Origin of the sequence: Sphingobium sp. CFD-1 (assembly GCF_024611115.1) — a bacterium.
GTDB lineage: Bacteria > Pseudomonadota > Alphaproteobacteria > Sphingomonadales > Sphingomonadaceae > Sphingobium > Sphingobium baderi_A.
Genome location: NZ_CP084398.1, coordinates 1,754,624 through 1,777,851 on the forward strand (window position 1 = coordinate 1,754,624; position 23,228 = coordinate 1,777,851).

Annotated in this window: 25 protein-coding genes and 2 pseudogenes; 24 read left to right on the forward strand and 3 right to left on the reverse strand. The window is 65.0% G+C overall.

Going from position 1 to position 23,228, the window contains the following annotated elements:
- The first annotated feature begins 103 nt into the window (after nucleotides 1–103).
- The 5 genes from LDB26_RS08930 to LDB26_RS08950 all read left to right on the forward strand — a co-directional run bounded on the left by LDB26_RS08930 (nucleotide 104) and on the right by LDB26_RS08950 (nucleotide 3,779).
- A complete protein-coding gene (locus LDB26_RS08930) occupies nucleotides 104–1,036 on the forward strand; it encodes a DUF2493 domain-containing protein (protein WP_257542033.1) in 933 nt (310 codons plus the stop codon).
- Nucleotides 1,037–1,201: 165 nt separating this feature from the next.
- Entirely contained in the window at nucleotides 1,202–1,618 is a 417-nt protein-coding gene (locus LDB26_RS08935) for a hypothetical protein (protein ID WP_257541741.1), read from the forward strand.
- A 726-nt stretch (nucleotides 1,619–2,344) separates the two neighbouring features.
- The gene (locus LDB26_RS08940) at nucleotides 2,345–2,746 is read left to right on the forward strand and encodes a single-stranded DNA-binding protein (RefSeq protein ID WP_257541743.1); all 402 of its coding nucleotides are present in this window, start codon (nucleotides 2,345–2,347) and stop codon (nucleotides 2,744–2,746) included.
- A gap of 249 nt (nucleotides 2,747–2,995) precedes the next feature.
- The gene (locus tag LDB26_RS08945; protein WP_257541745.1) at nucleotides 2,996–3,211 is read left to right on the forward strand and encodes a transcriptional regulator domain-containing protein; all 216 of its coding nucleotides are present in this window, start codon (nucleotides 2,996–2,998) and stop codon (nucleotides 3,209–3,211) included.
- 46 nt (nucleotides 3,212–3,257) lie between these two features.
- Nucleotides 3,258–3,779: a DUF2285 domain-containing protein gene (locus LDB26_RS08950; RefSeq protein ID WP_257541747.1), complete on the forward strand. Its 522-nt coding sequence runs from the start codon at nucleotides 3,258–3,260 to the stop codon at nucleotides 3,777–3,779.
- A gap of 39 nt (nucleotides 3,780–3,818) precedes the next feature.
- Here the strand turns inward: LDB26_RS08950 and LDB26_RS08955 are convergent, their stop codons facing one another.
- On the reverse strand, nucleotides 3,819–4,112 hold the full coding sequence (locus tag LDB26_RS08955) for a DUF2285 domain-containing protein (RefSeq protein ID WP_257541749.1): 294 nt from the start codon (nucleotides 4,110–4,112) through the stop codon (nucleotides 3,819–3,821).
- A 462-nt stretch (nucleotides 4,113–4,574) separates the two neighbouring features.
- Here LDB26_RS08955 and LDB26_RS08960 point away from each other — a divergent pair, with 462 nt between their 5' ends.
- From LDB26_RS08960 to LDB26_RS09000, 9 genes and pseudogenes are all read left to right on the forward strand, one after another.
- Nucleotides 4,575–4,847, forward strand: coding sequence for an AlpA family transcriptional regulator (locus tag LDB26_RS08960; protein ID WP_306812059.1), 273 nt, complete (start codon nucleotides 4,575–4,577; stop codon nucleotides 4,845–4,847).
- A pseudogene (locus tag LDB26_RS08965) lies at nucleotides 4,848–5,681 on the forward strand (replication initiator protein A); the annotation flags it as partial.
- A 203-nt stretch (nucleotides 5,682–5,884) separates the two neighbouring features.
- Complete coding sequence (gene parA, locus LDB26_RS08970; protein WP_257541753.1) at nucleotides 5,885–6,538, forward strand: ParA family partition ATPase; 654 nt, start codon at nucleotides 5,885–5,887, stop codon at nucleotides 6,536–6,538.
- Nucleotides 6,535–6,789: a hypothetical protein gene (locus tag LDB26_RS08975; RefSeq protein WP_257541755.1), complete on the forward strand. Its 255-nt coding sequence runs from the start codon at nucleotides 6,535–6,537 to the stop codon at nucleotides 6,787–6,789. Before parA ends, LDB26_RS08975 begins: the two co-directional genes overlap by 4 nt.
- Nucleotides 6,786–7,304: a DUF2840 domain-containing protein gene (locus tag LDB26_RS08980; protein ID WP_257541757.1), complete on the forward strand. Its 519-nt coding sequence runs from the start codon at nucleotides 6,786–6,788 to the stop codon at nucleotides 7,302–7,304. Before LDB26_RS08975 ends, LDB26_RS08980 begins: the two co-directional genes overlap by 4 nt.
- The gene (locus tag LDB26_RS08985) at nucleotides 7,301–7,846 is read left to right on the forward strand and encodes a S26 family signal peptidase (protein WP_257541760.1); all 546 of its coding nucleotides are present in this window, start codon (nucleotides 7,301–7,303) and stop codon (nucleotides 7,844–7,846) included. The genes LDB26_RS08980 and LDB26_RS08985 overlap by 4 nt, the downstream gene beginning before the upstream one ends.
- 67 nt (nucleotides 7,847–7,913) lie before the next feature.
- Entirely contained in the window at nucleotides 7,914–8,261 is a 348-nt protein-coding gene (locus LDB26_RS08990) for a DUF736 domain-containing protein (RefSeq protein WP_257541762.1), read from the forward strand.
- Nucleotides 8,258–9,190 (forward strand): lytic transglycosylase domain-containing protein, encoded by a 933-nt coding sequence (locus LDB26_RS08995; RefSeq protein ID WP_257541764.1) that lies wholly within the window; start codon nucleotides 8,258–8,260, stop codon nucleotides 9,188–9,190. The genes LDB26_RS08990 and LDB26_RS08995 overlap by 4 nt, the downstream gene beginning before the upstream one ends.
- Nucleotides 9,191–10,445: 1,255 nt before the next feature.
- Nucleotides 10,446–11,567, forward strand: coding sequence for a DUF3363 domain-containing protein (locus LDB26_RS09000; protein ID WP_257542037.1), 1,122 nt, complete (start codon nucleotides 10,446–10,448; stop codon nucleotides 11,565–11,567).
- Here the strand turns inward: LDB26_RS09000 and LDB26_RS09005 are convergent.
- On the reverse strand, nucleotides 11,556–12,074 hold the full coding sequence (locus LDB26_RS09005; protein ID WP_257541767.1) for a MarR family winged helix-turn-helix transcriptional regulator: 519 nt from the start codon (nucleotides 12,072–12,074) through the stop codon (nucleotides 11,556–11,558). The genes LDB26_RS09000 and LDB26_RS09005 overlap by 12 nt on opposite strands.
- 97 nt (nucleotides 12,075–12,171) lie before the next feature.
- On the opposite strand from LDB26_RS09005, the gene LDB26_RS09010 reads away from it, so the two are divergent.
- On the forward strand, nucleotides 12,172–13,086 hold the full coding sequence (locus LDB26_RS09010) for a DMT family transporter (protein ID WP_257541770.1): 915 nt from the start codon (nucleotides 12,172–12,174) through the stop codon (nucleotides 13,084–13,086).
- Nucleotides 13,086–14,231, forward strand: coding sequence for an MFS transporter (locus LDB26_RS09015; protein ID WP_257541772.1), 1,146 nt, complete (start codon nucleotides 13,086–13,088; stop codon nucleotides 14,229–14,231). The genes LDB26_RS09010 and LDB26_RS09015 overlap by 1 nt, the downstream gene beginning before the upstream one ends.
- Nucleotides 14,232–14,271: 40 nt before the next feature.
- On the opposite strand, the gene LDB26_RS09020 is transcribed toward LDB26_RS09015, so the two are convergent.
- Nucleotides 14,272–15,708 (reverse strand): PLP-dependent aminotransferase family protein, encoded by a 1,437-nt coding sequence (locus LDB26_RS09020; RefSeq protein ID WP_257541774.1) that lies wholly within the window; start codon nucleotides 15,706–15,708, stop codon nucleotides 14,272–14,274.
- A 113-nt stretch (nucleotides 15,709–15,821) separates the two neighbouring features.
- Between LDB26_RS09020 and LDB26_RS09025 the strand changes: the two genes are divergently transcribed.
- The 8 genes and pseudogenes from LDB26_RS09025 to LDB26_RS09060 all read left to right on the forward strand — a co-directional run bounded on the left by LDB26_RS09025 (nucleotide 15,822) and on the right by LDB26_RS09060 (nucleotide 23,104).
- A complete protein-coding gene (locus tag LDB26_RS09025) occupies nucleotides 15,822–16,058 on the forward strand; it encodes a thioredoxin family protein (RefSeq protein ID WP_257541776.1) in 237 nt (78 codons plus the stop codon).
- A gap of 26 nt (nucleotides 16,059–16,084) precedes the next feature.
- Complete coding sequence (locus tag LDB26_RS09030; RefSeq protein ID WP_257541778.1) at nucleotides 16,085–16,789, forward strand: glutamine amidotransferase; 705 nt, start codon at nucleotides 16,085–16,087, stop codon at nucleotides 16,787–16,789.
- Nucleotides 16,765–18,033, forward strand: a complete 1,269-nt coding sequence (glyA, locus tag LDB26_RS09035; protein ID WP_373886181.1) for a serine hydroxymethyltransferase — start codon at nucleotides 16,765–16,767, stop codon at nucleotides 18,031–18,033. The genes LDB26_RS09030 and glyA overlap by 25 nt, the downstream gene beginning before the upstream one ends.
- On the forward strand, nucleotides 18,026–18,760 hold the full coding sequence (locus LDB26_RS09040) for a YggS family pyridoxal phosphate-dependent enzyme (protein WP_257541783.1): 735 nt from the start codon (nucleotides 18,026–18,028) through the stop codon (nucleotides 18,758–18,760). The genes glyA and LDB26_RS09040 overlap by 8 nt, the downstream gene beginning before the upstream one ends.
- Complete coding sequence (pdxY, locus tag LDB26_RS09045; protein ID WP_257541785.1) at nucleotides 18,760–19,587, forward strand: pyridoxal kinase; 828 nt, start codon at nucleotides 18,760–18,762, stop codon at nucleotides 19,585–19,587. The genes LDB26_RS09040 and pdxY overlap by 1 nt, the downstream gene beginning before the upstream one ends.
- 8 nt (nucleotides 19,588–19,595) lie before the next feature.
- Nucleotides 19,596–20,884: pseudogene (hemA, locus tag LDB26_RS09050) on the forward strand (5-aminolevulinate synthase).
- Entirely contained in the window at nucleotides 20,871–22,124 is a 1,254-nt protein-coding gene (locus tag LDB26_RS09055; protein ID WP_257541787.1) for an MFS transporter, read from the forward strand. The pseudogene hemA and the gene LDB26_RS09055 overlap by 14 nt, the downstream one beginning before the upstream one ends.
- Nucleotides 22,125–22,204: 80 nt before the next feature.
- Entirely contained in the window at nucleotides 22,205–23,104 is a 900-nt protein-coding gene (locus tag LDB26_RS09060; RefSeq protein ID WP_257541789.1) for a LysR family transcriptional regulator, read from the forward strand.
- Nucleotides 23,105–23,228 lie beyond the last annotated feature (124 nt).

Here is a 23,228-nt window from a genome sequence, read left to right on the forward strand (position 1 = left end):
CCTCGCGAAGACGCGAGGGCTGCCAGCCCGTCCCGCCCATGGGCTTTTCGACGCCACGAAGGCCGCGATGGGCGCGGTCGATCCGACAAGGGCGAACACCATGATGACCGACTACGATGACGCAGGTTTCGAGCCGCCGCACGCCTCATCCCCCACCGATCACGTCCTCACCGAACTCCAGCTCTATGGCTACCGTCCATTCGAGGATGAACCCGACCCAAGGTCGCTTCCCGAAGGCAATGACGTCGCTGGCGCCGTCGCCGACATCTTCGACGCCCTGATCGCCACCCTTGGCGACACCCGCCTCGAACCCGACCTCGACGAGCTGCTCTGGTCCACCGTCAATCTCTTCCACCGCGCCGTCAGCCGGATCGAGCGCGATCTGGACGACAACGAACTCGCACAGCGGCGCGGGCAGCGCGAACAGGATGGCTCCGAGGTGAAATCCGTCGAGCTGGAGCGCCTGACGGCAGAGGGGCAGACCTTCATCGAGCGGCGCAACAGCATGGAACTCTTCCGCGATGTCGCCGCCGAACAGTTCGAGCGCCATACCGGATCGGCCTGGCGGCCGCGCTCCGGGTCGATGGTCAACCACCGCAACCTGACCTCGGCCATGATCGACAGCCGCGACTTCCTCGCCGCCAGGCGCCGGGCTGAAAACGAGGTGCTGCTGCCCGCCGGTCCCAAGGTCGCCTTCACCGGCGGTCTCGACTTCAACGATCATCGCCTGATCTGGGCCAAACTCGATCAGGTCCACGCCAAGCACCCGGACATGGTGCTGCTGCACGGGGGATCGCCGAAGGGCGCCGAGCTGATCGCGGCGAAATGGGCCGCCAACCGCAAGGTCACGGATATCCCGTTCAAGCCCGACTGGACGAAGCACGCCAAGTCCGCGCCCTTCAAGCGCAACGACGCGATACTCGATACGCTCCCGGTCGGCGTCCTGGTCTTCCCCGGCACCGGCATTCAGGAAAACCTTGCGGACAAGGCCCGCAAGCTCGGAATCCCGGTGATGAAGTTCGACGGCGGCGCGTAAAGCGCCGCCGCTCGGCGGCTAGAACAGCCGCCAATTCTTGACTGTGAGCCATCTTCAGGTTCACATGAAGCATCCTTGCAGAACCGGCGAAGCAACAGTGGGGCAGGCGGAGCGTATCTTCGGGCAGCCTGCCGTGATCGTCCAACCGTTCATTTGGAGGGTTCCATGTATCTCATTCTGCTCGCGATCTTTCTTTCCGTCACGGCCTGCATCTTGGCCTATAATTTCGCGATCTATGCCTTGCCATTCATGGTTGGCCTGACAGCCTTCCAGTGGGTCTCTGCGACCGACGCCGGATTCTTCATGTCCGGTCTTGCCGCGATCGGCGCGGCTCTGCTGTCCATCGGCTTCGTGATCGCCATTCTGGGTTTTGCCAAGAACCCAGTGCTGCGCTTCGCGGCGCTCGCGGTCTTCGCCGTGCCCGCCGCCATCGCCGGCTATGCACTTGTCTATGGCATCACCAAAAACGCGGTGGATTCGACCATCGCCCTGAACCTGCTCGGCGGTGCCGGCGGCCTCTTCATAGGCGTCGCGTCCATGCTCAACCTCAATGCTCTGGGAACCTCCGTCCTGTCTCGGTGATACGAAACGCTGCGACCGGCGGCCTTTTTCACTCCCCCTGACAGAAACCCGGCGGCTTGCGCCATTGGATCTGCGCCATCCCACTCAGGCAGGAATAGCGGCATCGAGCGGCCATGCCATATGTGCCCCCGGTCTGTTCCTACCGCTCTGACCTGGAAATCGGCCCTCGGTCTGATTGCGGCAATCCGTGCGGCGGCATCGAACCCTGTTGGTCGGTCCAGTATCCCGTGGGGTGCCGACAACCTCCGTCACCTTCATGGTCGCCCTTCGCATTGTCCGCAGGATCGCGACCAGCCACCCTGAGCGGTTTCGGCGACGCCATTCTTCTGAAACCCGGCAGCCGTTGTCGTGGCGACCAGCCTTTCCGGCGGGGCAAACGGCGGGCCGGTGAGCGACGCTGGCGCTCATTATGCCGGGGTGGCGACAGGATTGGACCTGTCAGGTCGATCGTGCCAGCATGGACGAAGGCTCCGCTGTGCGTCTCTCCCGAAAGCTGCCCAGAGGCGCCAATCCCTCCGACTGACTGATCCCCTAAGTCCGTTCGGTTTCCACCGGCAACCCCCGCGGCACCCAGCCGTGTTGCCGCGCTGCGCGCGGCTGCCCGCTCCACCTGGGGCCTTGCGGGTCAAGCTGCCGCCCGAGGGCGACAGTGCAGGAGTCTCCCGACGGCCTTGGCCGGGTCTCGTCGGAGGGACGGTCCCTCCGAAGAAGCAACGGAGACTTAAAATGCAGAACATCGTCATTCTCGCCGGCAACATCGGCCAGGCCCCCGAAACCCGCACCACCCAGGGCGGCACCAGCATCACCCACTTCACTCTGGCCACCTCGCGCCCACGCTACTCGGAAGGCAAGGTTGTCCGCGACGACAACGGCTACCGGGTCCAGGATACCGAATGGCACCGCATCACCGCCTTCAACGGCCTCGGCAAGACGATCCAGGAATATTGCGATAAGGGCATGAAGGTTCTGGTTCGCGGCCGCATCCACTACACCAAGTGGACCGACCAGCAGGGCAACGACCGCTACGGTTGCGAGATCATCGCCGAGACGGTCGATTTCCTGAGCCGCGCCAGGCAGACCCAGAACGACGACGGCAAGTTCATCGACGACGATGACATCCCGTTCTGAGCCGGGGACGCCGGGAGCCCGGTGGCGCAAGCCGCCGGGTTTCTTTTTGGTCGCGCCCCATGGCCCACCTTCACTACTGACGCCCGACTGGCCAATCTGCAAAGTTGCCGTTAAGACAAAAATAACCAAGCAATTTATCGAGTTACCAGCACCAGTTATACTCTTGGTGCAGCTACAGCCACCGCCTGAAATCCAGCAGGCTTCCAATTCGGGTCTGCCCTGAGCAGCCCGCCATTGGGAGATGACGCCATGCTCAGCATCGATTGGCGTGCTCCGGCGGCTTACAAACACACCAAGAATCTGCCTGCCGCCGGTTTCGCCTGGGAATTTCTTCGTCGCAACGACGAATATCGCGACGACTTCAACGCCATTGCCCTGACCGGACGCGCCAGCGCACGGCGATTGGAGGCTTTCGCGCAACGCTGGGGGTTACGATTTCCCGAGCGATCCCGACGCATCGCCTGATCGCCAGCCCCCGTTCTGGTCTCCGCGCCTTCAACCGCAGGCCGTCATGCTGTCGCCTGTCGAACAGGGTGATGCCGAAAGGGAGCCGCTGCTGACGCTCGCCCATCTCGATGGTCTCGATCTGCGCCGCGCCGCCGATGGCTGGCATGGTGTGTGGCAGGCGGGGGACATCGCGCACCAGTTCTGGTTGCCGGATACGGAGCCCGACGTCGCTGCCTTCTATGCCGTGACCTTGCCGATGGATTCGTTTCTGGAGCTTCGTGTCCATGCCGTGCGCCGGCTATGGCGATCCCTGACCCGGCGATCGCCTGGGCCTCCCATCGGCGTTCTGCCGGACCAGCTTAGGGAATGGCATATGCTGTCCCTGCGCGCGCTCGATGCACGCCTGCGCGGCGAGAGTTATCGCGCCATCGCCGAAGTTCTTCTCGACTTCCATGGCACGAAGGAGGATTTTGAAAGCGATCCGTCCAAGAACAAATCCCGCCGCCTCGTCGCTCACGGCATCAGGATGATGCGTGGCGGCTACAGGCTATTGCTGCATTATCCGGTCAAGACCGGCAAAACCTGACTTCGGCCACTATCGAAGACTGCCGCCGATCCCCAGAGATCATGCCTTGTTGGCTGCCGATTGTTCCAGAATCCGCTTGTAACCTTCACGCGAAAACCATTGCGCGCGTTCGAGATGGCTTTGCCAGCACCGATAGCTGAGCAATTCTTCGGCCGCCGGATCACGGTGCAGGACGATTGACGTGACTTCCTTCCAGTCAGCGCCCTCGGCCTTGGCATCGAGAAGCCGCAGATAGGTCACGAAATGCCGTTCGTCATAGGCGGTGATCTCGTCGCCGGTCGGCGCTGTGTCATCCACATCGGGATCAAGTTCGACAGGGACCCGCATAGTCATTCCCCTCTCTTCAGAAGAGTGCCTGCGGTGCGCCCCCGCAGTAAGACTCTCTGACTCCTGGTGATCGGGGAGTTCGAAACCGCTGTTACACGGCCCCATGGCCTTTAGCTGGAAAGCCTGTTGCATACGCCACAGGCTCCCCGACCATAGGTCAAGGAGTGCGGTGCCGTAACGGCCGGCACCAAGCGGTAACAGAGGGGTTTCGACGCCCCGGAGCAGCGCGTCTGCTCTGCTTCGACTCATAGCCGACCCGCGCGGGAATGTCTTGACCGAATCCGCGCAGAAACTGGTCAAACGCTGAAATCTCTCGCCTTTTTGGCTCGACAATCGGCCCGTCAGGGGGTGCCGCCAGCGCATGGGCGCAACTGCGGCACGCTACAAGCCGCCGGTCCCTCGCCATCGTCCGCCACAGCCCGCTGTCGCTCCGACAGCCGCCTGCTTGACGAACCGGAGAGAGATCCCATGGCCATCCGCCCCAATGCGGACCTGCCGCCGCGCCTGCTGCGCACAAAGGAAGCCGCGCGCTTCCTCGGCTTGTCCATCCGCACCCTTGAGAAGCATCGCACCTATGGCACCGGCCCGACCTACCGCAAGATCGGCGGCCGGGTCCTCTACGCCGTCCGCGATCTGGAAGAGTGGAGCGCCATCGGCTCCCGCAAATCCACCCGCGACGAAAACGTCGGCACGGTCTTTCCCGCGCGTCCGCTAACGCCGCAAGAGCGGGACGAGCTGTAAATGCTGCGCGACGACGATCCCAGACCTACGCAGCCCGACCCATCCAGCGAGCGCACACGCCTGGACCCGTTCATCGTCGCGACCGGCGATGCTGCCCCCCGCGACCAGCGCGATCTGATGGAGCGCCCGTTCTTCTCGCTGGCGAAGCGCCCCCGCACCACGCCGATCCTCTACCGCGCCGCCGACGTCGAAGTTCAGGTCTTCGCCATGCCCGAACATGGCATGGCGACGATCTGGGACGCCGATGTGCTGATCTGGGCTGCTTCGCAGATCGTCGCGGCCGAGAACAACGGCATCCCCACATCGCGCTTCTTCCGCTTCATGCCCTATCAGCTTCTACGCTCGATCGGGCGGGCGACCGGCAATCGCGATTATTTGCTGCTCAAGGCCGCGCTCGCGCGCCTGCAATCCACCGTCATCGCCACCACCATCCGCAACGGCAAGCATTGGCGGCGGCGGCAATTCTCGTGGATCAACGAGTGGGAGGAAATGACCACGCGCTCCGGCCGCGTCGAGGGCATGGAGTTCGTCCTGCCCGAATGGTTCTACAGCAGCGTCATCGACCGCTCGCTGGTCCTGACCATCGACCCGGCCTATTTCCGGCTGACGGGCGGGATCGAACGCTGGCTATATCGCGTCGCCCGCAAGCACGCCGGGCGCCAGCCCGAAGGCTGGGCGTTCGAGGTCTCTCACCTTCACCAGAAATCCGGCAGCGCGGCGCGGCCATCCGATTTTGCGCTCGACCTGCGCCGGATCGCGGCCCGCCAATCTCTGCCCGGCTACCTGCTCCAGAGCGAATGGGAAGAGGGGCGCGAACTGATGCGGTTTCTTCCCGAAAATCTATCCACAGTGCCTGTGGAAAACCATGTGAATCCTATCGGGACATTAGGCGCACGCAGTATCGGGACATTAGGCGCAAATCCTTCTCCGGACTCTATAGAAGAATCTAACAAAGAATCTAACTCTTCTTCTTTGACGCGCGCGCACGCGATCCGTGGTGCCGGTGCCAGTGCTGCTTTTGGCCGGCGAGCTGCGCCATGATCGTCGCGCTCCTCAACCAGAAAGGCGGCGTCGGCAAGACTACGCTGGCCTTGCATCTCGCCGGAGCCTGGGCGCAGCGCGGCCAGCGCGTCATCCTGATCGACGCCGATCCGCAAGGCTCCGCCCTCGACTGGTCGCAGACGCGCAGCCATGAAGGGCTGCCGAGGCTGTTCAGCACCATCGGCCTGGCGCGTGACACCTTGCACCGGGAAGCCCCGGAACTGGCCCGCGACGCCGATCGCGTCGTCATCGATGGCCCGCCGCGCGTCGCCGCTCTGATGCGTTCGGCGCTGCTCGCCGCCGATCTGGTGCTGATCCCAGTGCAGCCATCCCCCTTGGATGGCTGGGCCTCCGCCGAGATGCTGGCGCTTCTCAGGGAAGCGCGCATCTACCGGCCCGACCTCGCCGCCCGCTTCGTGCTCAACCGTTGCGGCGCGCGCACCGTCATCGCCCGCGAGACGGCCGAGACGCTGGCCGATCACGATCCGCCCTTGCTTGGCCAGACCATCGGCCAGCGCGTCGTCTTCGCCGAGGCCGCGCAGTCCGGCCGGCTCGTATCCGAGATCGACGCCGACAGCCGGGCCACGCGCGAAATCGCCGCGCTTGCCGCCGAGATCGATCGGCTGCGCGCCGTGAGGATCGGACCATGAGCGGACACACCCACAAACCCGGCTTCGCCTCCCGGCCGGGCGATCCCGATAGCTGGGTCAAGGCTGCCGACACGCCGCCGATCGGCAAGGCCAGCGGCGAGGCGTTCACCGCCCGCCTGACGATCGACATCACGCCCGTGCTGCGCGGGCGCATCAAGGTCGCGGCCTTCCAGCGCGGCATCACCGTCGCCGACATGCTGCGCGAACTGCTCGCCCGCGAATTTCCATCCACCGAAGGAGATCCGATATGACCGGCAACGCGCCCCGCCGCTTGCACGGCCGTCCGCTGCCGGACGGGCCTCAACCCTTCACCACATTGGTCGAACTGATGTTCGACAAGCGCAAGGTCGAGCACTGGATACGGTTCGGTCGCAAGAACTACGAACAGATCATCGACCGGCGCCGCAGCGTCGTCGGCTTCGCGCCAGAGTGCATATTCGCCTTCGTCCGCTGGGCTGCCGGCGAACACGGCACGGTGATTTCGCGCATCGACATTGTGCGCGCGGTGCGACGCGCCGAGCCGTTCCAGACGCTGCCTTTCGTCCGCCCCGGCGGCGACATCCTGCTTCGCCTCGATAGCTGGACGAAGGTGCAGCGCGCGCTTGCCGCCATCGACGCGGTGGAAGCGCTCGGCCTCGATCCGGCCGACGCCGCGCCCGATCATTGGCGGCACGTCCACAACCGCCTGATCGCCGGTCTGGAGCCGCGCGATTACACACCCGAGCGCCATGCCGCCTGGATCGGTCGCCGGAGGATCGAGCCATGAGCCGCCGCCGCATTCTCGCGGCGGCGATGCTTGCCGTGATCGGCATCGCCGCCACCAGCGCCGCCGACATGCCGACGAAACTCATCTGGAACGCCACGGCCAGCGCTCCGATCGGCTTCTACACCATCGAGCCGACCGACCGGATCGAAGTGCCGGAACTGGTCGCCATCATGCCGCCCGAACCGCTCGCTGCCTTCATGGTCGAGCGTGGCTATGTCGGTCATGGCGTGCCGCTTCTGAAGCGCGTCCTTGGCCTTCCTGGGCAACGGGTTTGCCGCAGCGGCCGCACGATCACCGTGGACGGCATAGAGATGGGCGAAGCGCTGGAGCGTGACCGGATCGGCCGCGATCTGCCCGTCTGGCAGGGCTGCCGCGTCATCGGCGACGGCGAAATCTTCCTCATGAACGGGCAAGTCCGCGACAGCCTGGACGGCCGTTATTTCGGACCCATTCCCGCAAGTTCCGTCATCGGCAGGGCGACGCCGCTCTGGACCGATGAGGAAGGCGACGGCCGCTACGAATGGCGTGCGCCAACGCAATGACCGCTTTCCCATCAGCGGGAGCGGTGCCCGCCGATGGTCTTTCAACCGCACCGCCAAGGAGACTGTCATGCCCCAGATCGGTCAATTCACACGCGAGGCAACCGGCTTCATCGGAAACCTCGGAACGCTCCTGCTGCATCAGGACATCATCATCGTCGCGGCGGAACCGGCCGATGCGGAGAACGCACCGGATTATCGCGTTCACCTCTTCGACGGCATGAGCAACGAAACAGGGCCGGAGATCGGCGCGGCGTGGAAACGCACCGGCGAGAAGGCCGGTGACTATCTGTCCGTGCTGCTGGACGATCCTGCTTTGTCGCAGCCGATCCGCGCCAATCTGTTCCGCGATGACGATGCGGGCACGTCATGGTCGCTGCATTGGAACCGCCCGAAGCCGCGCGAGGAGCGGGCATGAGAACCGCGCGATACCGCGCCATCCCCGCGCTCAAAACCCTCATCCCGTTGTTCGCGGAAAAGCCGTCTCATCCCGTCGTCCCGCTCGGCCACCGGACGGCCGGGGCGCGCAGCGCAGGTCAAGGGCGGCCATTGGCCGGCGCTTCGCGCGCACCCTTGGCCGCAGCGAGCACGCTGGCAGGCTGGAGGTCGAACGGAGGCAGGGCGATCGTGCGATATGCCGGTCTCCTGCTGGCCGGCGTGCTCACGGTCGGAGCCTGTCCGGTCGCGGTATCGGCGCAGGCTGCACCAACTGCGCGCGCCAATCCCACCGATCCCTATGCCGGCTTCATCACCGAAGCCTCGCAGCGCTTCGGCATTCCCGAACACTGGATTCGCGCGGTGCTGCGCGCCGAGAGCGCGGGCGATGTGCGCGCGATCTCGTCGGCCGGAGCGATGGGATTAATGCAGGTCATGCCCGGCACCTGGGCGGGCCTGCGCGTCCGCCATCGCCTCGGTCGCGATCCCTACGATCCACGCGACAACATCATGGCGGGCGCGGCTTACCTGCGCGAAATGTGGGACCGCTACGGTAATGTCGCCGCGATGCTCGCGGCCTACAATGCCGGTCCCGGCCGCTACGACGAACATCGCACGACCGGCCGCGCCTTGCCCGCTGAGACGCGCGCCTATGTCGCCGCACTCGCGCCGGCTCTGGGCGGCTCGGTTGCATCCGAACCAGCGCGCCCGGCGCCGCCACCGCCGCCCGACTGGCGCGCGGCTCCGCTGTTCGTCGCGCGCTCGACCGACATGCGAATTGCCGCCGCGCCGTCATCCGATGTGCAATCCGGCGGCATCCGCGCGACCGTTCCGGTGCGCGATGCCGTCGATACGGAGCCGCCGACCGGCAGCATATTCGTGGCCCGCGCCGACGACGGGGGAGCGCCATGAGAGGCGCACTCCCGCGCTCGGCGCGTTCTGATCCGGTGTTCAGCCAGGCAGGCTTCTTCCTGTCTGGAAACCCGGCAGGAAGGGCAGAAGAGAAGGCAGGAAGGGAGGGCAAGATAAAGGAAACCGGCACTCCGCTGGCCGGATTTCTGAAATTGTTGTTGTCTGCACACTGGTTAGGTGCGCCGCGAGCGGCACCCCGTTTTTGGACGGCGCGAGCCGTGATCTTGCGCAAAGCCCTGGCTTTGCTGGGTTTCGACCGGCACCATGGCCGCCGAACGCCCGATTTTCCGCGATTTTGGCCGGAGGCGCAGCCATGAGCGCCGACGACGAGAACCGCTTCCGGCCGAAGCCCGGCCGCATCCGCGCTGATGCCCCCAAGCTTGGCAAGGCCAAGAGCTTTCTGACGCAGGCGAAGAAACTCGCCCGCCAACACAGCAACAGCCCGTCGCGGTCATCCGCATCATCCTCGCCACGCTCCAGATCGTCAGCCACAGCCAAGGGCGGCAAGGCATCGCGGGGGAGCAGCGGGCCGGGCCTCAAGCGTGGACGCGGCGCGTCGTTCGTGCGTGCCCGCACCTTGTCGGGCGGCTGGAAGCACAGCACGCCGGGAATGCGCCGCGTCGTCGTGAAAACCCGCTACGTCCAGCAGGCCGGGAAGAACGGCAAGGCGGCCGCCCATCTGCGTTACATCCAGCGCGACGGCACGTCCCGCGACGGCGAGCGCGGCCAGCTCTATTCCGCGGCTGACGACCGCGCCGACGGCGACGCCTTCCTTGATCGCGGCAAAGACGATCGCCACCAATTCCGGTTTATCGTCTCGCCGGAAGACGGCGCGGACCTGACCGACCTGACCGCACACACCCGCGACCTCATGCGCCAGATCGAAACCGACCTCGGCACGAAACTCGATTGGGTGGCGGTCAATCACTACAATACCGGCCATCCCCATGTTCATGTCATCGTTCGGGGCAAGGATGACATGGGCGAGAACCTCGTCATCAACGGCGACTATCTCGCCAATGGCATCCGCGAGCGGGCGAGCGAGTTGACCACGCTGGAGCTTGGTCCCGTCACTGAGATCGAGCAGACCCGTAAGCTCTCGGCCGAAGTCGATCAGGACCGTTTCACCCGCATCGACCGGGCCATGACTGAGGAAGCCGATGAACGCTTCATCGACCTGCGCCATGAACCCGACGATCCGCGTCGCCAGTTCGACCGGACGCTACGCCTGCGCCGCCTGGGTAAGCTGGAGCAGATGGGCCTTGCCACCGAACACGCGCCGGGCGTCTGGGAGTTGAGCGAGCGCATGGAGCCGACCTTGCGCGAACTGGGCGAACGCAGCGACATCATCCGCAATATGCACAAGGCGCTGAAGGCCGACGGGCTGGAGCGCGATCCGATGACCTTCCAGCTTCATGATGCCGCGCCCGAGACGCCCATCGTCGGCCGCGTCGTGGACAAATATCTCACCGACGAGATGGGCGAGAACCTGACCCTTGTGGTGGACGGGATCGACGGTCGAACCCATCATGTTCCGGGCATCGACCCGGCGCGCGTCGACGATGCCCGGATCGGCAGCATCATCGAGATCGGCCCGGCCGACACGGCGCAGCGGCCATCCGACCGCGCTATTGCCGCCATCGCCGAGGATGGCGTCTATCGACCGAGCCGCCATCTGGAACAGGCGAAGTTCGACGGCCGCGTGCCGGACGGCGACTATGAGGGCTTTGTCGATGCCCATGTCCGCCGGCTGGAGGCGCTGCGCCGTGCCGGGATCGTCGAGCGGATCGACGCCGACCAGTGGCGCATCCCCGAGGATTTCGAGAGCCGCGCCGCCGCCTATGATGCTGGCCGCAACCGGCAGGCCAGTATCCGCGTCATCTCGACCTTCAATCTGGAAAGCCAGATCGGGTCCGATGGCGCGACCTGGCTTGATCGGCGGCTGGTTACACCCGACGCCTCGGATCTCGCTCCGGCCGGTTTCGGGCAACAGGTCCGCGATGCTATGGACCAGCGCCGCGAGCATCATATCGAACAGGGTGACGCCATATACGCGCGGGACGGCCGCATCTTCTACCGGCGCGGCCTTCTCGCCACGCTGCGCGAGCGTGAAGTCGCCCGCGTCGGCGCGGAAATGGCCGAGAGCAAGGCTCTGCCGTTCAGGGCGACGGCGGGCGGCGAGAAGATTGGCGGCAAGTTCACCGGCACCGTGCAGCTATCGAGCGGCAAGTTCGCCATCGTCGAACAGAGTCACGAGTTCACGCTTGTGCCGTGGCGGCCGGTGATCGACCGCCAGCTTGGCCGAGAGGTTGCGGGCGTCGTGCAGGGCGGATCGGTATCGTGGCAATTGGGACGGCAGCGGGGGCTAGGATTGTGAGGTTGGCCCTCGAAGCAGTTTCGCCAACAATCCGTTGAACACGACCTGTTCCTCGTTGCTCAGCGTTGCGAGTATCGCCCGCTCATTTTCGACATGAGCGGGAAGCATCCCGTCGATCAGCGACTTACCCTTGTCGGTCAATGCCACGAGTGTTCCGCGCCGGTCGGTCGGATGCTTGAGCCGCTCGATGAGGCCGGCTTTCTCCAGCCGGTCGATCCGCGCTGTCATTCCGCCAGACGAGATCATAGCGGCCTCATAGAGAGTCGTCGGCGTCACCGCATAGGGGGGGCCTGACCTACGCAAGGTTGCGAGCACATCGAACTCGCCGTTCTGAAGGCCGAAGTCGACGAAGAAGGGATTGAGGCGGTCGCGCGTCACGACCTGCGCCAACTCCGTAAGCCGGCCAATCACTTCCATGGGAAAGGCGTCTATGTCGGGCCGCTCGCGTTGCCATTGGTGGGCTGCCAGCGCGGCCCGATCTCCGGGGGTGTGTAGTTCCATCATCATTATCTCTTGACAGCAAGATACTTTTCAAAAAGATTGTAGATCGCAAGGTTCACAATGGCAACGACCGTTTGCGTTGCCGAGAAATTCAAGGACGACAATGAGGAACGCGCTCATCCTGGGTGCGGCGGGTGCTGTTGCGCCAACCGCGCCAACAACCCTTCTATGCCTTCTTTCAACCGGCGGCCTGCTTGGGCTCACGACCGTTATTGCCGGCGTCGCCATTCGCCACGGCTGGCATCCGCTCGCCTTCCTCTTCTGGTCGGCATTGGGCGGCGGGTTAGTGCTCGCGATTCTCGCCGGTCTGTCGGGAGAAAGGCCGAGGCTGTCGCTCGCGCTGAGGCGCTATGCACTGCTGTCCGGCCTGCTCAGCTTCGCCCTGCCGAACATGCTGTCCTTCGCTGCGCTTCCTCATGTCGGTGCCGGCTTTATCGCCCTCTGCCTGGCTTTCCCGCCTTTGCTGACTTACGGGTTGGCGCTACCCCTCAAGCTCGACCGTCTGTCGGTGAAGGGCATTGCGGGCATTTTGTTCGGCCTTTGCGGCGCGGTGCTGCTCGCAACCTCACGACCGGCTGGTGGCCATACCAGCGCGATATGGGTCGCACTTGCCCTGATCGCTCCGATCATCATTGCAATGGGCAATATCTACAGGACCGTTGATTGGCCGAGCGATACATCGCCGCGCCTGCTAGCTCCAGCGATGCTCCTGACGGCCGACGTGATGGTGGGTATCGGCGCGATGACAATTCATGCTCCGCTTGTGCCTGCAACACCGCGCGTCGGCATCGTGCTCCTTGGCGCACAGATCGTCATCATCGCCGTGACCTACATTCTCTATTTCGTGCTCCAGAGGCTCAGCGGGCCGGTCGGTCTTAGCCAGATCGGATGGATTGGCGCGGCGACTGGCCAACTTCTGGCGGTCCTATGGTTGGGCGAGACGGTTCCGTCCATCCTGCCGCTAGCCTTCCTGCTGATTCTCACCGGCATAGTGCTGGTCAGCCGGAGGGCTCGGTAATGCAGAAACAATCTCTTGCCCTTCTTCTCGTCGTGTTGGTCGCGCTGAACCTGCGTCCTGCAATGGCAGGGCTTGGCCCGTTACTCGACCTCATAGAGCAGTCCACCGGGCTCAACTCAGCCGGTGCCGGGATGCTGACGACCTTGCCGGTTTTCCTGATGGGGATTGGAGCGTTTACGGGGCCGTATCTGCGCGTCTGGCTCGGCGACAAGCGAGGCGTTGCCGTCGGCATCATCCTGATCGCTGTGGCTTGTGCTGCCCGATGGGTCTGGAATGATGCGTTCGGCATGTTTGTCACGGCGGCATGTGCCGGCCTCGGCATCGCCATCGTTCAGGCCATGGTTCCGGCCGTCGTCAAGCGTTGGTTCGGTGCGGGCACCGGCAGAGCGATGGGCCTCTACACCACCGGCATCATGGGTGGAGCTGCGCTGGCGGCTGCAACTGCCGCCGGCTTTGCACGGGCAGGAGGCTGGCCATTCTCTCTGGCAATCTGGTCCGTGCCTGCCATCGCGGCGCTGGTCTGCTGGTTGACCCACCCGGACGCCGAGCAGGCCCGGAAGCAAGAACACACACCGAAGTCGTTCCATCGCCAGCGCCGGGCTTGGCTGTTGCTGATCTTCTTCGGCATCGGCACAGGCGCCTATACACTTGTGTTGGCGTGGCTTCCTCCATTTTACATGAGCCTTGGCCAAAGCCGCGATATGAGCGGCTATCTGTTGGCGGGCATGACGATTACGCAGGTGGTCTCGGGGCTTGGCGTCTCGACCCTCATAGGGCGTTTCCCTGATCGTCGCGCTCCGTTGGTCGCCGTTCTTCTCTGCGTGCTGGCTGGCCTCGCATGCCTCATCCTTGCGCCGATCGGACTGGCGTTCCCGGCGATCATTCTTCTCGGCCTTGGCATCGGCGCGCTGTTCCCGCTGTCGTTGATCGTGACGCTTGACCATGCGGACAACCCGATCACGGCCGGAGACCTGGCCGCTTTCGTTCAGGGGGGTGGCTATATTATCGCCAGCGCCATGCCGTTCATCGCCGGTCTCATAAGAGACAGGTTCGACGATCTCTCTCAGGCTTGGATGCTGATGGCCGCAGGTATAGTCGCGCTCATTGCCATGGCCGCACGGCTTTCGCCATCGAGCCGAAGGTGATCTCATGGGAGGGCGAAAACACCCGCAGCATCTAGCGCAATCACGGCCGCGTGCGCGCGAGCAGCCCGACAAGGCGCGTCAGTTCCTTTTCGTCGAGACTGGCATAGCCGATCCGAAACGCCTCGGGCGCATTCGCGGCTTCGAGCACGAACTGCAAGCCGGGCGTCACCGCCAGACCCGCGCGATGGGCGTTGGTTGCCCATGTCTCGGCGCTGAGGCCGGATCGCAGCCGGAGCCAGATCGCGAGGCCGCCGGCAGGAACATCGAACGCTACCTCATCGCCGAGCCTATCGATCAACTCACCAGCAAGATGGTCTCGCCGCGTCTGATAGATGCGGCGGGCCTTGCGCGCATGCCGGCGAAGGGTGCAGTCCTCGATCAGACTCGCGAGCGCCTGTTCGAGCGGAAGATCGCCCTGTCTGTCGATGGCTTCGCGGCGATAGGCCATGCGGGTGAGCAGGTCAGCCCGCGCCGTCACATATCCGACGCGGACGGCCGGCGCGAGCAGCTTGGAAAGCGAGCCGACATAGATAACCGGTAGTTCAGCCTCGGCGCGTCCCGCCAGCGGCAGCACGGGACGGCCATCGAAGCGGTATTCGTGGTCATAATCGTCCTCGATGATCGTCAGTCCGCGACGGCGCGCGACATCGAGCAGCTTCAGCCTGCGGCCCGCGCCCAGCGTCACCGTGGTCGGATACTGGTGATGGGGCGTGACATAGACCGCCTTCAGCAAAGGCTCCTGGCCCGCAAGATGCTCAAGACTGGTCACGTCGATTCCCTGGCCATCGACGGGCACGCCGATCACCCTTGCTCCCGCCGCCCGGAACGCCGCCCAGGCGAGCGGATAGCCCGGCTGCTCGACGGCAATGGCCTCTCCGGGTTCGATGATGGCGGAAGCGGCGAGGAACAGACCCATCTGGCTCCCGCGCGTCACCAGCAGATCGTCGGGCGATACGGCCAGACCGCGCTCGGTCCCGAGATAGTCAGCAAGCGCCGTTCGCAACGTGATCGCGCCGCGCGGATCGCCATAGCCCCCGTCCGACAGGAAAGCGGGAGCGGAAAGCGCACGGCGGAACGCCCGCGCCAGTTCGGCACGCGGCATGAGCCTGGAATCCGGCGCGCCGTCCGATACGCGCAGCGGAGGCGGGCTTTTTCCCGTCACCACGGTCCTGGCCGGAACGGACTTGCGCGTCCTGCCGCCGGTTTGGGTGATGTCCGGCAGGTCGCGTGCGACGAAGGTGCCGCGCGACGGCTCGGAGATGAGCCAGCCCTGCATGGTCAGTTCATGATAGGCCGCATCGACCGTGTTGCGGTGAACGCCGAGATTGCGCGCCATCGTGCGGGTGCCGGGCAAGGCGTCGCCGGGCTTCAGGCGGCCGCGCTCGATCTCGCGGATGAGCGTCGCGGAGAGGTTGAGAAAGACAGGCTGTCCGCCGTCTTCCTTCAGCTCGATCGAGATGTCGGCGCGCTTTTTCAATCCGGCCTATCCCTTTTTTCCGAACCGGCCCTCCTTAATAGGCCGGATAGAAGCTATTGCATGGGGGACCAGCCACCGCAATCCCGCCGTGGCCGAGAGAGAAGGAACGGAGCATGGCTGAGAAGGCAGTGTTCTATCACGCCGGATGTTCGGTGTGCGTCGATGCCGAGCAGCGATTTGCCGGCGCCCTCGACAGGAACCTCTATGACGTCGAGATCGTCCACCTGGGCGAGAGCAAAGGCCGCATCGAGGAAGCCGAGCAGGCCGGCGTGAAGTCCGTCCCCGCGCTCGTCATCGCCGGATCGGTCTATCACATCAATCACGGCGCCGATCTTTTGGCACTGCGCTGACCGCCATGTCGAGAGGAGCCCCTGCCATGCTCAAGACGGCGGTCGTCATCCGGCACATCCATTTCGAGGATCTCGGAACCTTCGAGGCCGTGCTGACGGCGGCCGGCTACAGGATTCACTATTACGATCTCGGTGTGCATGAGCTTTGGACGCTTGATCCGCCGCTTGCCGATCTGCTCATCGTGCTTGGCGGCCCGGTGGGGGTCTATGAGACCGACGCCTATCCGTTCCTGGCCGAGGAACGGCAGATTCTGGAAGCACGGCTGGAGGCGGGATGTCCGACTTTGGGCATATGCCTCGGCGCGCAGCAGATCGCGGCGACGCTCGGCGCGAAGGTCGCGCCGAGCGGACACAAGGAAATCGGCTTTTCGGAGCTGACCCTGACCGATGCCGGACGGGTTGGGCCGCTCCGGCATCTGGAAGGCGTCTCCGTCCTGCACTGGCACGGCGACGCCTTCCAAATCCCCGAAGGTGCCGAGAATCTTGCGACGACGCCGCTTTGCGCGGCGCAGGGCTTCGCGCTCGGCCGCAACGTCCTCGGACTCCAGTTCCATCCCGAGGTGGACGCCTGCGCCGGGATCGAACGCTGGCTCGTCGGCCACGCAGCCGAACTGGCCTCGGTCGGCATCGACCCGCGAAGCTTGCGCGACGAGGCCGTCTGCCACGGACCAGCCCTGCGCGATGCCGCGCGCAGGATGCTCACGGAATGGTTGCAGGGGTTGGAACAATGACGACAGGGATGGACACCGCACTCACCGATGCCATCGGGGAGGAAGCGCGGCGGCAGCAGGATCATATCGAACTGATCGCATCGGAGAACATCGTCAGCGCGGCCGTGCGCGCGGCGCAAGGCTCGATCCTCACCAACAAATATGCCGAGGGCTATCCGGGCCGGCGCTATTATGGCGGCTGCGAAGCGGTCGATAAGGTCGAGCAACTGGCCATAGACCGGGCCTGCCGGCTATTCGGCGCGGCGCACGCCAATGTGCAGCCCCATTCGGGCGCCAACGCCAATATCGCGGTGCTGTTCGCGCTGCTCGATCCAGGCGACCGGATCATGGGCCTCGATCTCGCCTGTGGCGGCCACCTGACGCACGGATCGCCGGTCAGCCTGTCTGGACGCTGGTTCGAAGTCGTTCCCTATAACGTGCGCGAGGACGACGAACGGATCGACTATGACGAACTGGAGCGCCTTGCCCGCGAGAACAGACCGCGTCTGATCTTCGCTGGCGGGTCCGCCTATCCACGCGGGATCGACTTCGCGCGGATGCGCGCCATCGCCGATGCGGCGGGCGCCTGGCTGGTCGCGGACGTGGCGCATTATGCCGGGCTGATAGCCGCCGGACTTTACCCCAATCCCTTGCCACACGCGCATGTCGTCACGTCCACGACGCACAAGACACTACGGGGACCGCGTGGGGGCCTTATCCTCACAGAAGATTCCGTCCTGGCGAAGAAGATCGACAAGGCGGTGTTTCCCGGCACGCAGGGCGGCCCGCTCATGCACGTCATCGCCGCGAAGGCCGCGAGCTTCGATGAAGCCCTGCAACCGACGTTCCGCGACTATGCCCGCGCCGTCGTCGCCAATGCGCGGGCGCTCGGCGATGTGCTGATCGCGGGGGGGCTGCGCCTCGTTACGGGCGGGACCGACTGTCATCTCCTACTGGTCGATCTGCGGCCCTTCGGCGTCACCGGCAAGGCGGCGGTCGAAGCGCTGGAGCGCTTCGGCCTGACCGCCAACAAGAACGCGGTTCCGTTCGACCCGCTGCCGCCGACCGTCACTTCCGGCATCCGTCTCGGCACGCCCGCCGCGACCTCGCGGGGCTTCGACGAAGCGGCGTTCCGCGAGGTGGGCGCGCTGATCCTTGAAGTGCTCGGCGCGCTTCGGGCCGGACACGAGCCCGATCCATCGGTGCGCGACCGGGTTCGCCGGCTGACCGAAGCCTGGCCGGTCGAGGGAAGAGCAGATGGCTGACATCGGCGCCAGCCTCGCAGCCGTCCGGCAGAAGATCGCCGACGCCGCGATCCGGTCGGGACGCTCGCCGGATGCGGTGCGCTTCGTCCTCGTGACGAAGACCGTACCGCCCGAACGTGTGCTGGATGCGATCCGCGCCGGCGCGACCGACCTTGGCGAGAACAAGGTGCAGGAGGGACGCGGCAAGGCGCAGGCGCTCACCGGCGAGCCTGTCCGCTGGTCGATGATCGGCCATCTCCAGAGCAACAAGGTGAAGGATGCGCTGCGCTTCGCGCATGAGGTGCAATCGCTCGACCGCCTGTCTCTCGCGACAGCACTCGAAAAGCGTCTCCAGCATCTCGGGCACGGCCTCGACGTGCTGGTGCAGGTCAACACATCGGGCGAAGCCAGCAAATATGGTCTTACGCCCGACGACGTGCCTGCGTTTCTGCGCGAACTCTCCGCCTTCGACGCGCTGCGCCCGAGGGGGTTCATGACGCTTGCCACCTTCACGCCCGATGAAGCCGAGGTGCGCCGCTGCTTTCGTGTGCTGCGCAGCATACGGGACCGCGCGCTGGCCGACGCCCCGCAAGGCGCGAACCTTGCCGACCTCTCCATGGGCATGTCAGGCGATTATGCCTGGGCGATCGAGGAAGGCGCGACCATCGTGCGGGTGGGACAGGCGGTGTTCGGCGCGCGGCCGCTTCCCGACTCCCACTATTGGCCGGGCGCGGCGGGGACCGCCTGATGCTGGTCATCTCGATCCAGAGCCAGGTCGTCCACGGCCATGTCGGCAACAGCGCCGCCGTCTATCCCATGCAGGCCGAAGGCGTGACGGTGGCCGCCGTTCCCACGGCGCTCCTTTCCAATCATCCCCATTACCCCACGATGCGGGGCACGGTGCTGGACGCCGAACTTGTGGCGGACCTGCTGCGCGGGGTCGAGGAACGCGGGCTGGTCGAACGCGCCACGGTGCTGCTCACCGGCTATCTCGGGTCGCCGGAGATCGCCGGGCATGTGGCCCGCTTCGTAGCCGACGCCCGGACACGCAATCCGAGCCTCGTCTATCTCTGCGATCCCGTCATGGGCGACGAGGATCTCGGCATCTTCGTCGCGGACGGCCTGACCGACATATTCCGTGACCGGCTCGTCCCGCTCGCCTCGATCATCACGCCCAACCAGTTCGAGCTGGAGCTTCTGGCCGGGATGAAGGCGCGTGACACGGCGGGGCTGCTGACGGCGAGCGACCGCATTGCGCACGGCGAGCGACTGGCCGTGATCGCAACCGGATGCACGCTTGCCGATACGCCGGATGGCCAGCTCGAGACGGTGCTTTGCGCGAACGGGCTGACGACGCGGATCGCCACGCCGCGCCTGCCGATCCGCCCATGCGGGACCGGCGATCTCCTGAGCGGCCTGGTCGCCGCTCATGTCGCGCAGGGCATGGACCTTGAAACCGCGCTACGCCGCGCCGTCGCGGGCACATACCGGGTGCTGGAGCGCACACGGCAGGCCGGCGCGGAGGAGATGTGTCTTTTTCCGATGACGGCGCATGTCGCCACCCAATCTGATTGATGGAACCCATGAACGGCTTCGATTTCGCATCCTGCTTCGCCGAAACGCTGCAAACCCTGCGCCGCGAGGGGCGCTATCGGATTTTCGCCGATCTCGAACGGGATGCGCGCAGCGGCATCCATGCCTACGACCACAGGGCGGGCCGCCGTGTCACCATCTGGTGCTCCAACGACTATCTGGCGATGGGTGTTCATCCAGACGTCATTCGCGCGGCGGCGACTGCGCTGGAGCAATACGGCGCGGGCGCGAGCGGCACGCGCAACATTTCAGGGACAACCCATGAGCATGTTCTGCTCGAACGGGAACTGGCCGACCTGCACAGCAAGGAATCCGCCTTGCTGTTCACATCCGGCTATGTGGCGAACGACGCCGCATTGTCATCGCTTGGCCGTTTCCTGCCGTGCTGCGTCATCTTTTCCGACGAACTCAACCATGCGTCGATGATCGAGGGCATTCGCCACTCGGGCGCCGACAAGCGGATTTTCAGACATAACGACTGGCGCGATCTCGAACGGAAGATCGCTTCCGTCTGCAAATACCGGCCCAAGATCATATGTTTCGAGAGCTGCTATTCCATGGATGGCGATTTCGCCCCCATGGAGGCGATCTGCGACGTCGCCCGGCGGCATGGCGCGTTCACCTATGTCGATGAAGTGCATGCGGTCGGCCTCTATGGCGCGCGCGGGGCCGGCGTGGCGGAGCGGGACAGCCTGCTCGACCGCATCGACATGTTCCAGGGCACGCTCAGCAAAGGCTTCGGCGCGATCGGCGGATATATTGCTGGCAGTCGCGATGCGGTCGATTTCGTCCGCAGCCATGCTCCCGGCTTCATTTTCTCCACCGCTCTGCCGCCCTCGGTCGTATCGGGCATCCGCGCCGCCCTTCGTCATGTGAGGGAAGATGGCTCGGCGCGCGTTGCGCTCGCGAGGCGCGCGGCCTCGCTCAAGGCCAAGATGCTCGCAAACGATTCCCGGTCCTGCCGAGTCCAAGCCATATCCTGCCGGTGATGATCGGTGATGCAGCGCTCGCAAAAGCCGTCACCGACCGGCTCATGGCCGAGGATGGAATCTACATTCAGCCGATCAACTATCCCACCGTGCCGCGCGGGACCGAGCGGCTGCGCATCACGCCGACACCGCTTCACACGGACGAGGACGAAGATGCACTCATCGCGGCGCTGGTCGCGGCGCGCGAAGCCTTTCCCCGCTGGAGAGAACTCACGCGGGAGGCGGGACCGGCCATTCCCGCTTCTGTCTCGCCCGTTTCCATCCGGGAGGATGCCGATGCAGCCTCGTGATGAAACAGGAACGCCTCCGCGCGAATATGCGCCTGCCACCGGCCCGGCGCCGACCACGGCCATTCCGCGCGACACCGGGTTGTCCAGAACCACGACGTGGCTGTTCGCGCTCGCCGCCGGCCTCAGCGTCGCCAATACCTATTACGCGCAGCCATTACTGGACACGATGGCGCGGGATTTCGAGACTGCACCGGCCACCATCGGCCTCGTCGTGACGCTGACCCAGATCGCCTACGGCCTGGGGCTGATCTTCATCGTCCCTCTCGGCGATATTGTCGATCGCCGCCGACTCATCGTCTGTCAGGGCATCCTGTCGGTGATCGCCCTCGTTTCGATCGCACTGGCGGCATCGGCGGCGGTGCTGTTCGTCAGCCTCGTGGCGATGGGCCTGATGGCCGTCGTCATCCAAATCCTCGTTGCCTTCGCCGCGACTCTGGCGCGGCCCGAGGAACGCGGCGCGACCGTAGGCATCGTGCCCAGCGGCATCGTCATCGGCATTCTCGGAGCGCGTTTCGTCGCCGGACTTCTGGCCGATCTCGGAGGCTGGCGGGCAGTCTATATGACCTCCGCCGCTCTGACGCTCGCCATGGTCATCCTTCTCTCGCGTGTCCTTCCTTCGAGCAGATCATCAGGCAGCACCGACAGCTATGGGACAATCCTTCGTTCCACGCCGGTCCTTTTCCTGACAGACCGCACACTTCTCGTTCGTGGTCTCCTGGCGATGCTCATCTTCGCGGCATTCGCCACGCTCTGGACCGCGCTGGTGTTGCCGCTCAGCGCCGCGCCCTTTTCCTACTCGCACACACAGATCGGCCTGTTCGGTCTCGTCGGCCTCACCGGAGCACTGGCGGCGACCGGAGCGGGCAAGCTCGCGGATCGGGGATGGGGTCAATGGACAAGCGGCGTATCGCTCCTGCTGCTGCTGGCATCATGGGGACTGATTGCCTTTCTGCCGCGCTCGATCCCGATCTTCCTCGTCGGCGTCGTCCTTCTCGACCTTGCCGTGCAGGCGGTCCACGTCACCAACCAGAGCATCATTCTCAATCGCCATCCCGAAGCGCGCAGCCGCCTCGTTGGCGGCTACATGGTGTTCTATTCCATAGGGAGCGCGACCGGAGCGTTCACCTCCACCATGATCTACGCCCTGGCGGGCTGGCAAGGCGTGGCGCTGCTGGGAGCCGCGTTCAGCGCTGCCGCTCTGTCGATATGGGCTGCGACCCGCCGCCTGCCGATCGGTTAGGTGGGCGAGCAATGCGCAGGCGGCCTTTGCGACAGTCGGATGGAAGAGGGCCGCCTTCGCTTCTCAGCAGGCGCTTCCCGATGGCAACGCTGATACAGACGCTTGCCGTTGCCGAGTATCTCAGCTTCCATCGCGCCGCGCAGGCGCTTGGCACCAGCCAATCCAGCGTCAGCCAGCGGATCAAGGCGCTGGAAAAGGATCTGGGCGTGGTTCTTTTCGACCGCAACACACGCGGCGTCCGGCTCACCGAGCCCGGCCGCCGTTTTGTCGATCAGGTCCACGACGCCCTGGGCATCATCGACCACGCGATCATATCAGCCGGGATGCAGGCACGCGGCGAGGACGGCGACATTTGCGTCGGTGTCCATGCCCTCACGCCAGGCTGCACTCTCGACCGTCTGTTTGAACGGTTCCGCAGTGAGCATTCCGGCATCCGCCTGCACATCGCCGAAGGCACGGCGCGCGAGGCGCAGATCATGGTGCGCGAAGGCAGGCTCGATGTCGCCTTCATGGCCTGCACCCACGAGATTCCCGACCTCAATTCCCGCGTGATCTGGCGCGACCGCCTGATGGTGGGGCTGCCCGCGCATCATCCCCTGGCGGCCCGGTCGGATGTCGAATGGCGAGAGCTTGCGGAAGAAACCTTCCTCGTTCGCCATGGCGGCACCGGCCCGCAGGTGCATGACATGATCGTGGTCCGCTCCGCCGGGAAATGGCCCACGCCCCTGATCCAGCGTATCGATGTGGGGCGCACCGCGCTCCTGTCGATGATTGCCGCGGGGCATGGCATTTCGCTGTTCGTCGAGGAAGGCGTGGCGGCAAGCACGGCGAACGTCACTTTCCTGCCGATCCGCGACGAACCTGAAGCCGTCGCCTTCTCGGCCGTCTGGTCGCCACGAAACCATGATCCGGCGCTTTTCAACCTGCTCACTCTGGCGACAAACATAGGCCGCCAGCATCCGAAGCCTGATTCGCGGTAACTCACCCTGACGGTGCCGGATGGCGCGCCCCGCAACCCCTCCGATTTACCGCCGATGGTATCCGGCAGCCCTACGACTGCGCCTTTATTGTTGATCCCTGCGAATTTGCCCATCTTCTGATCGG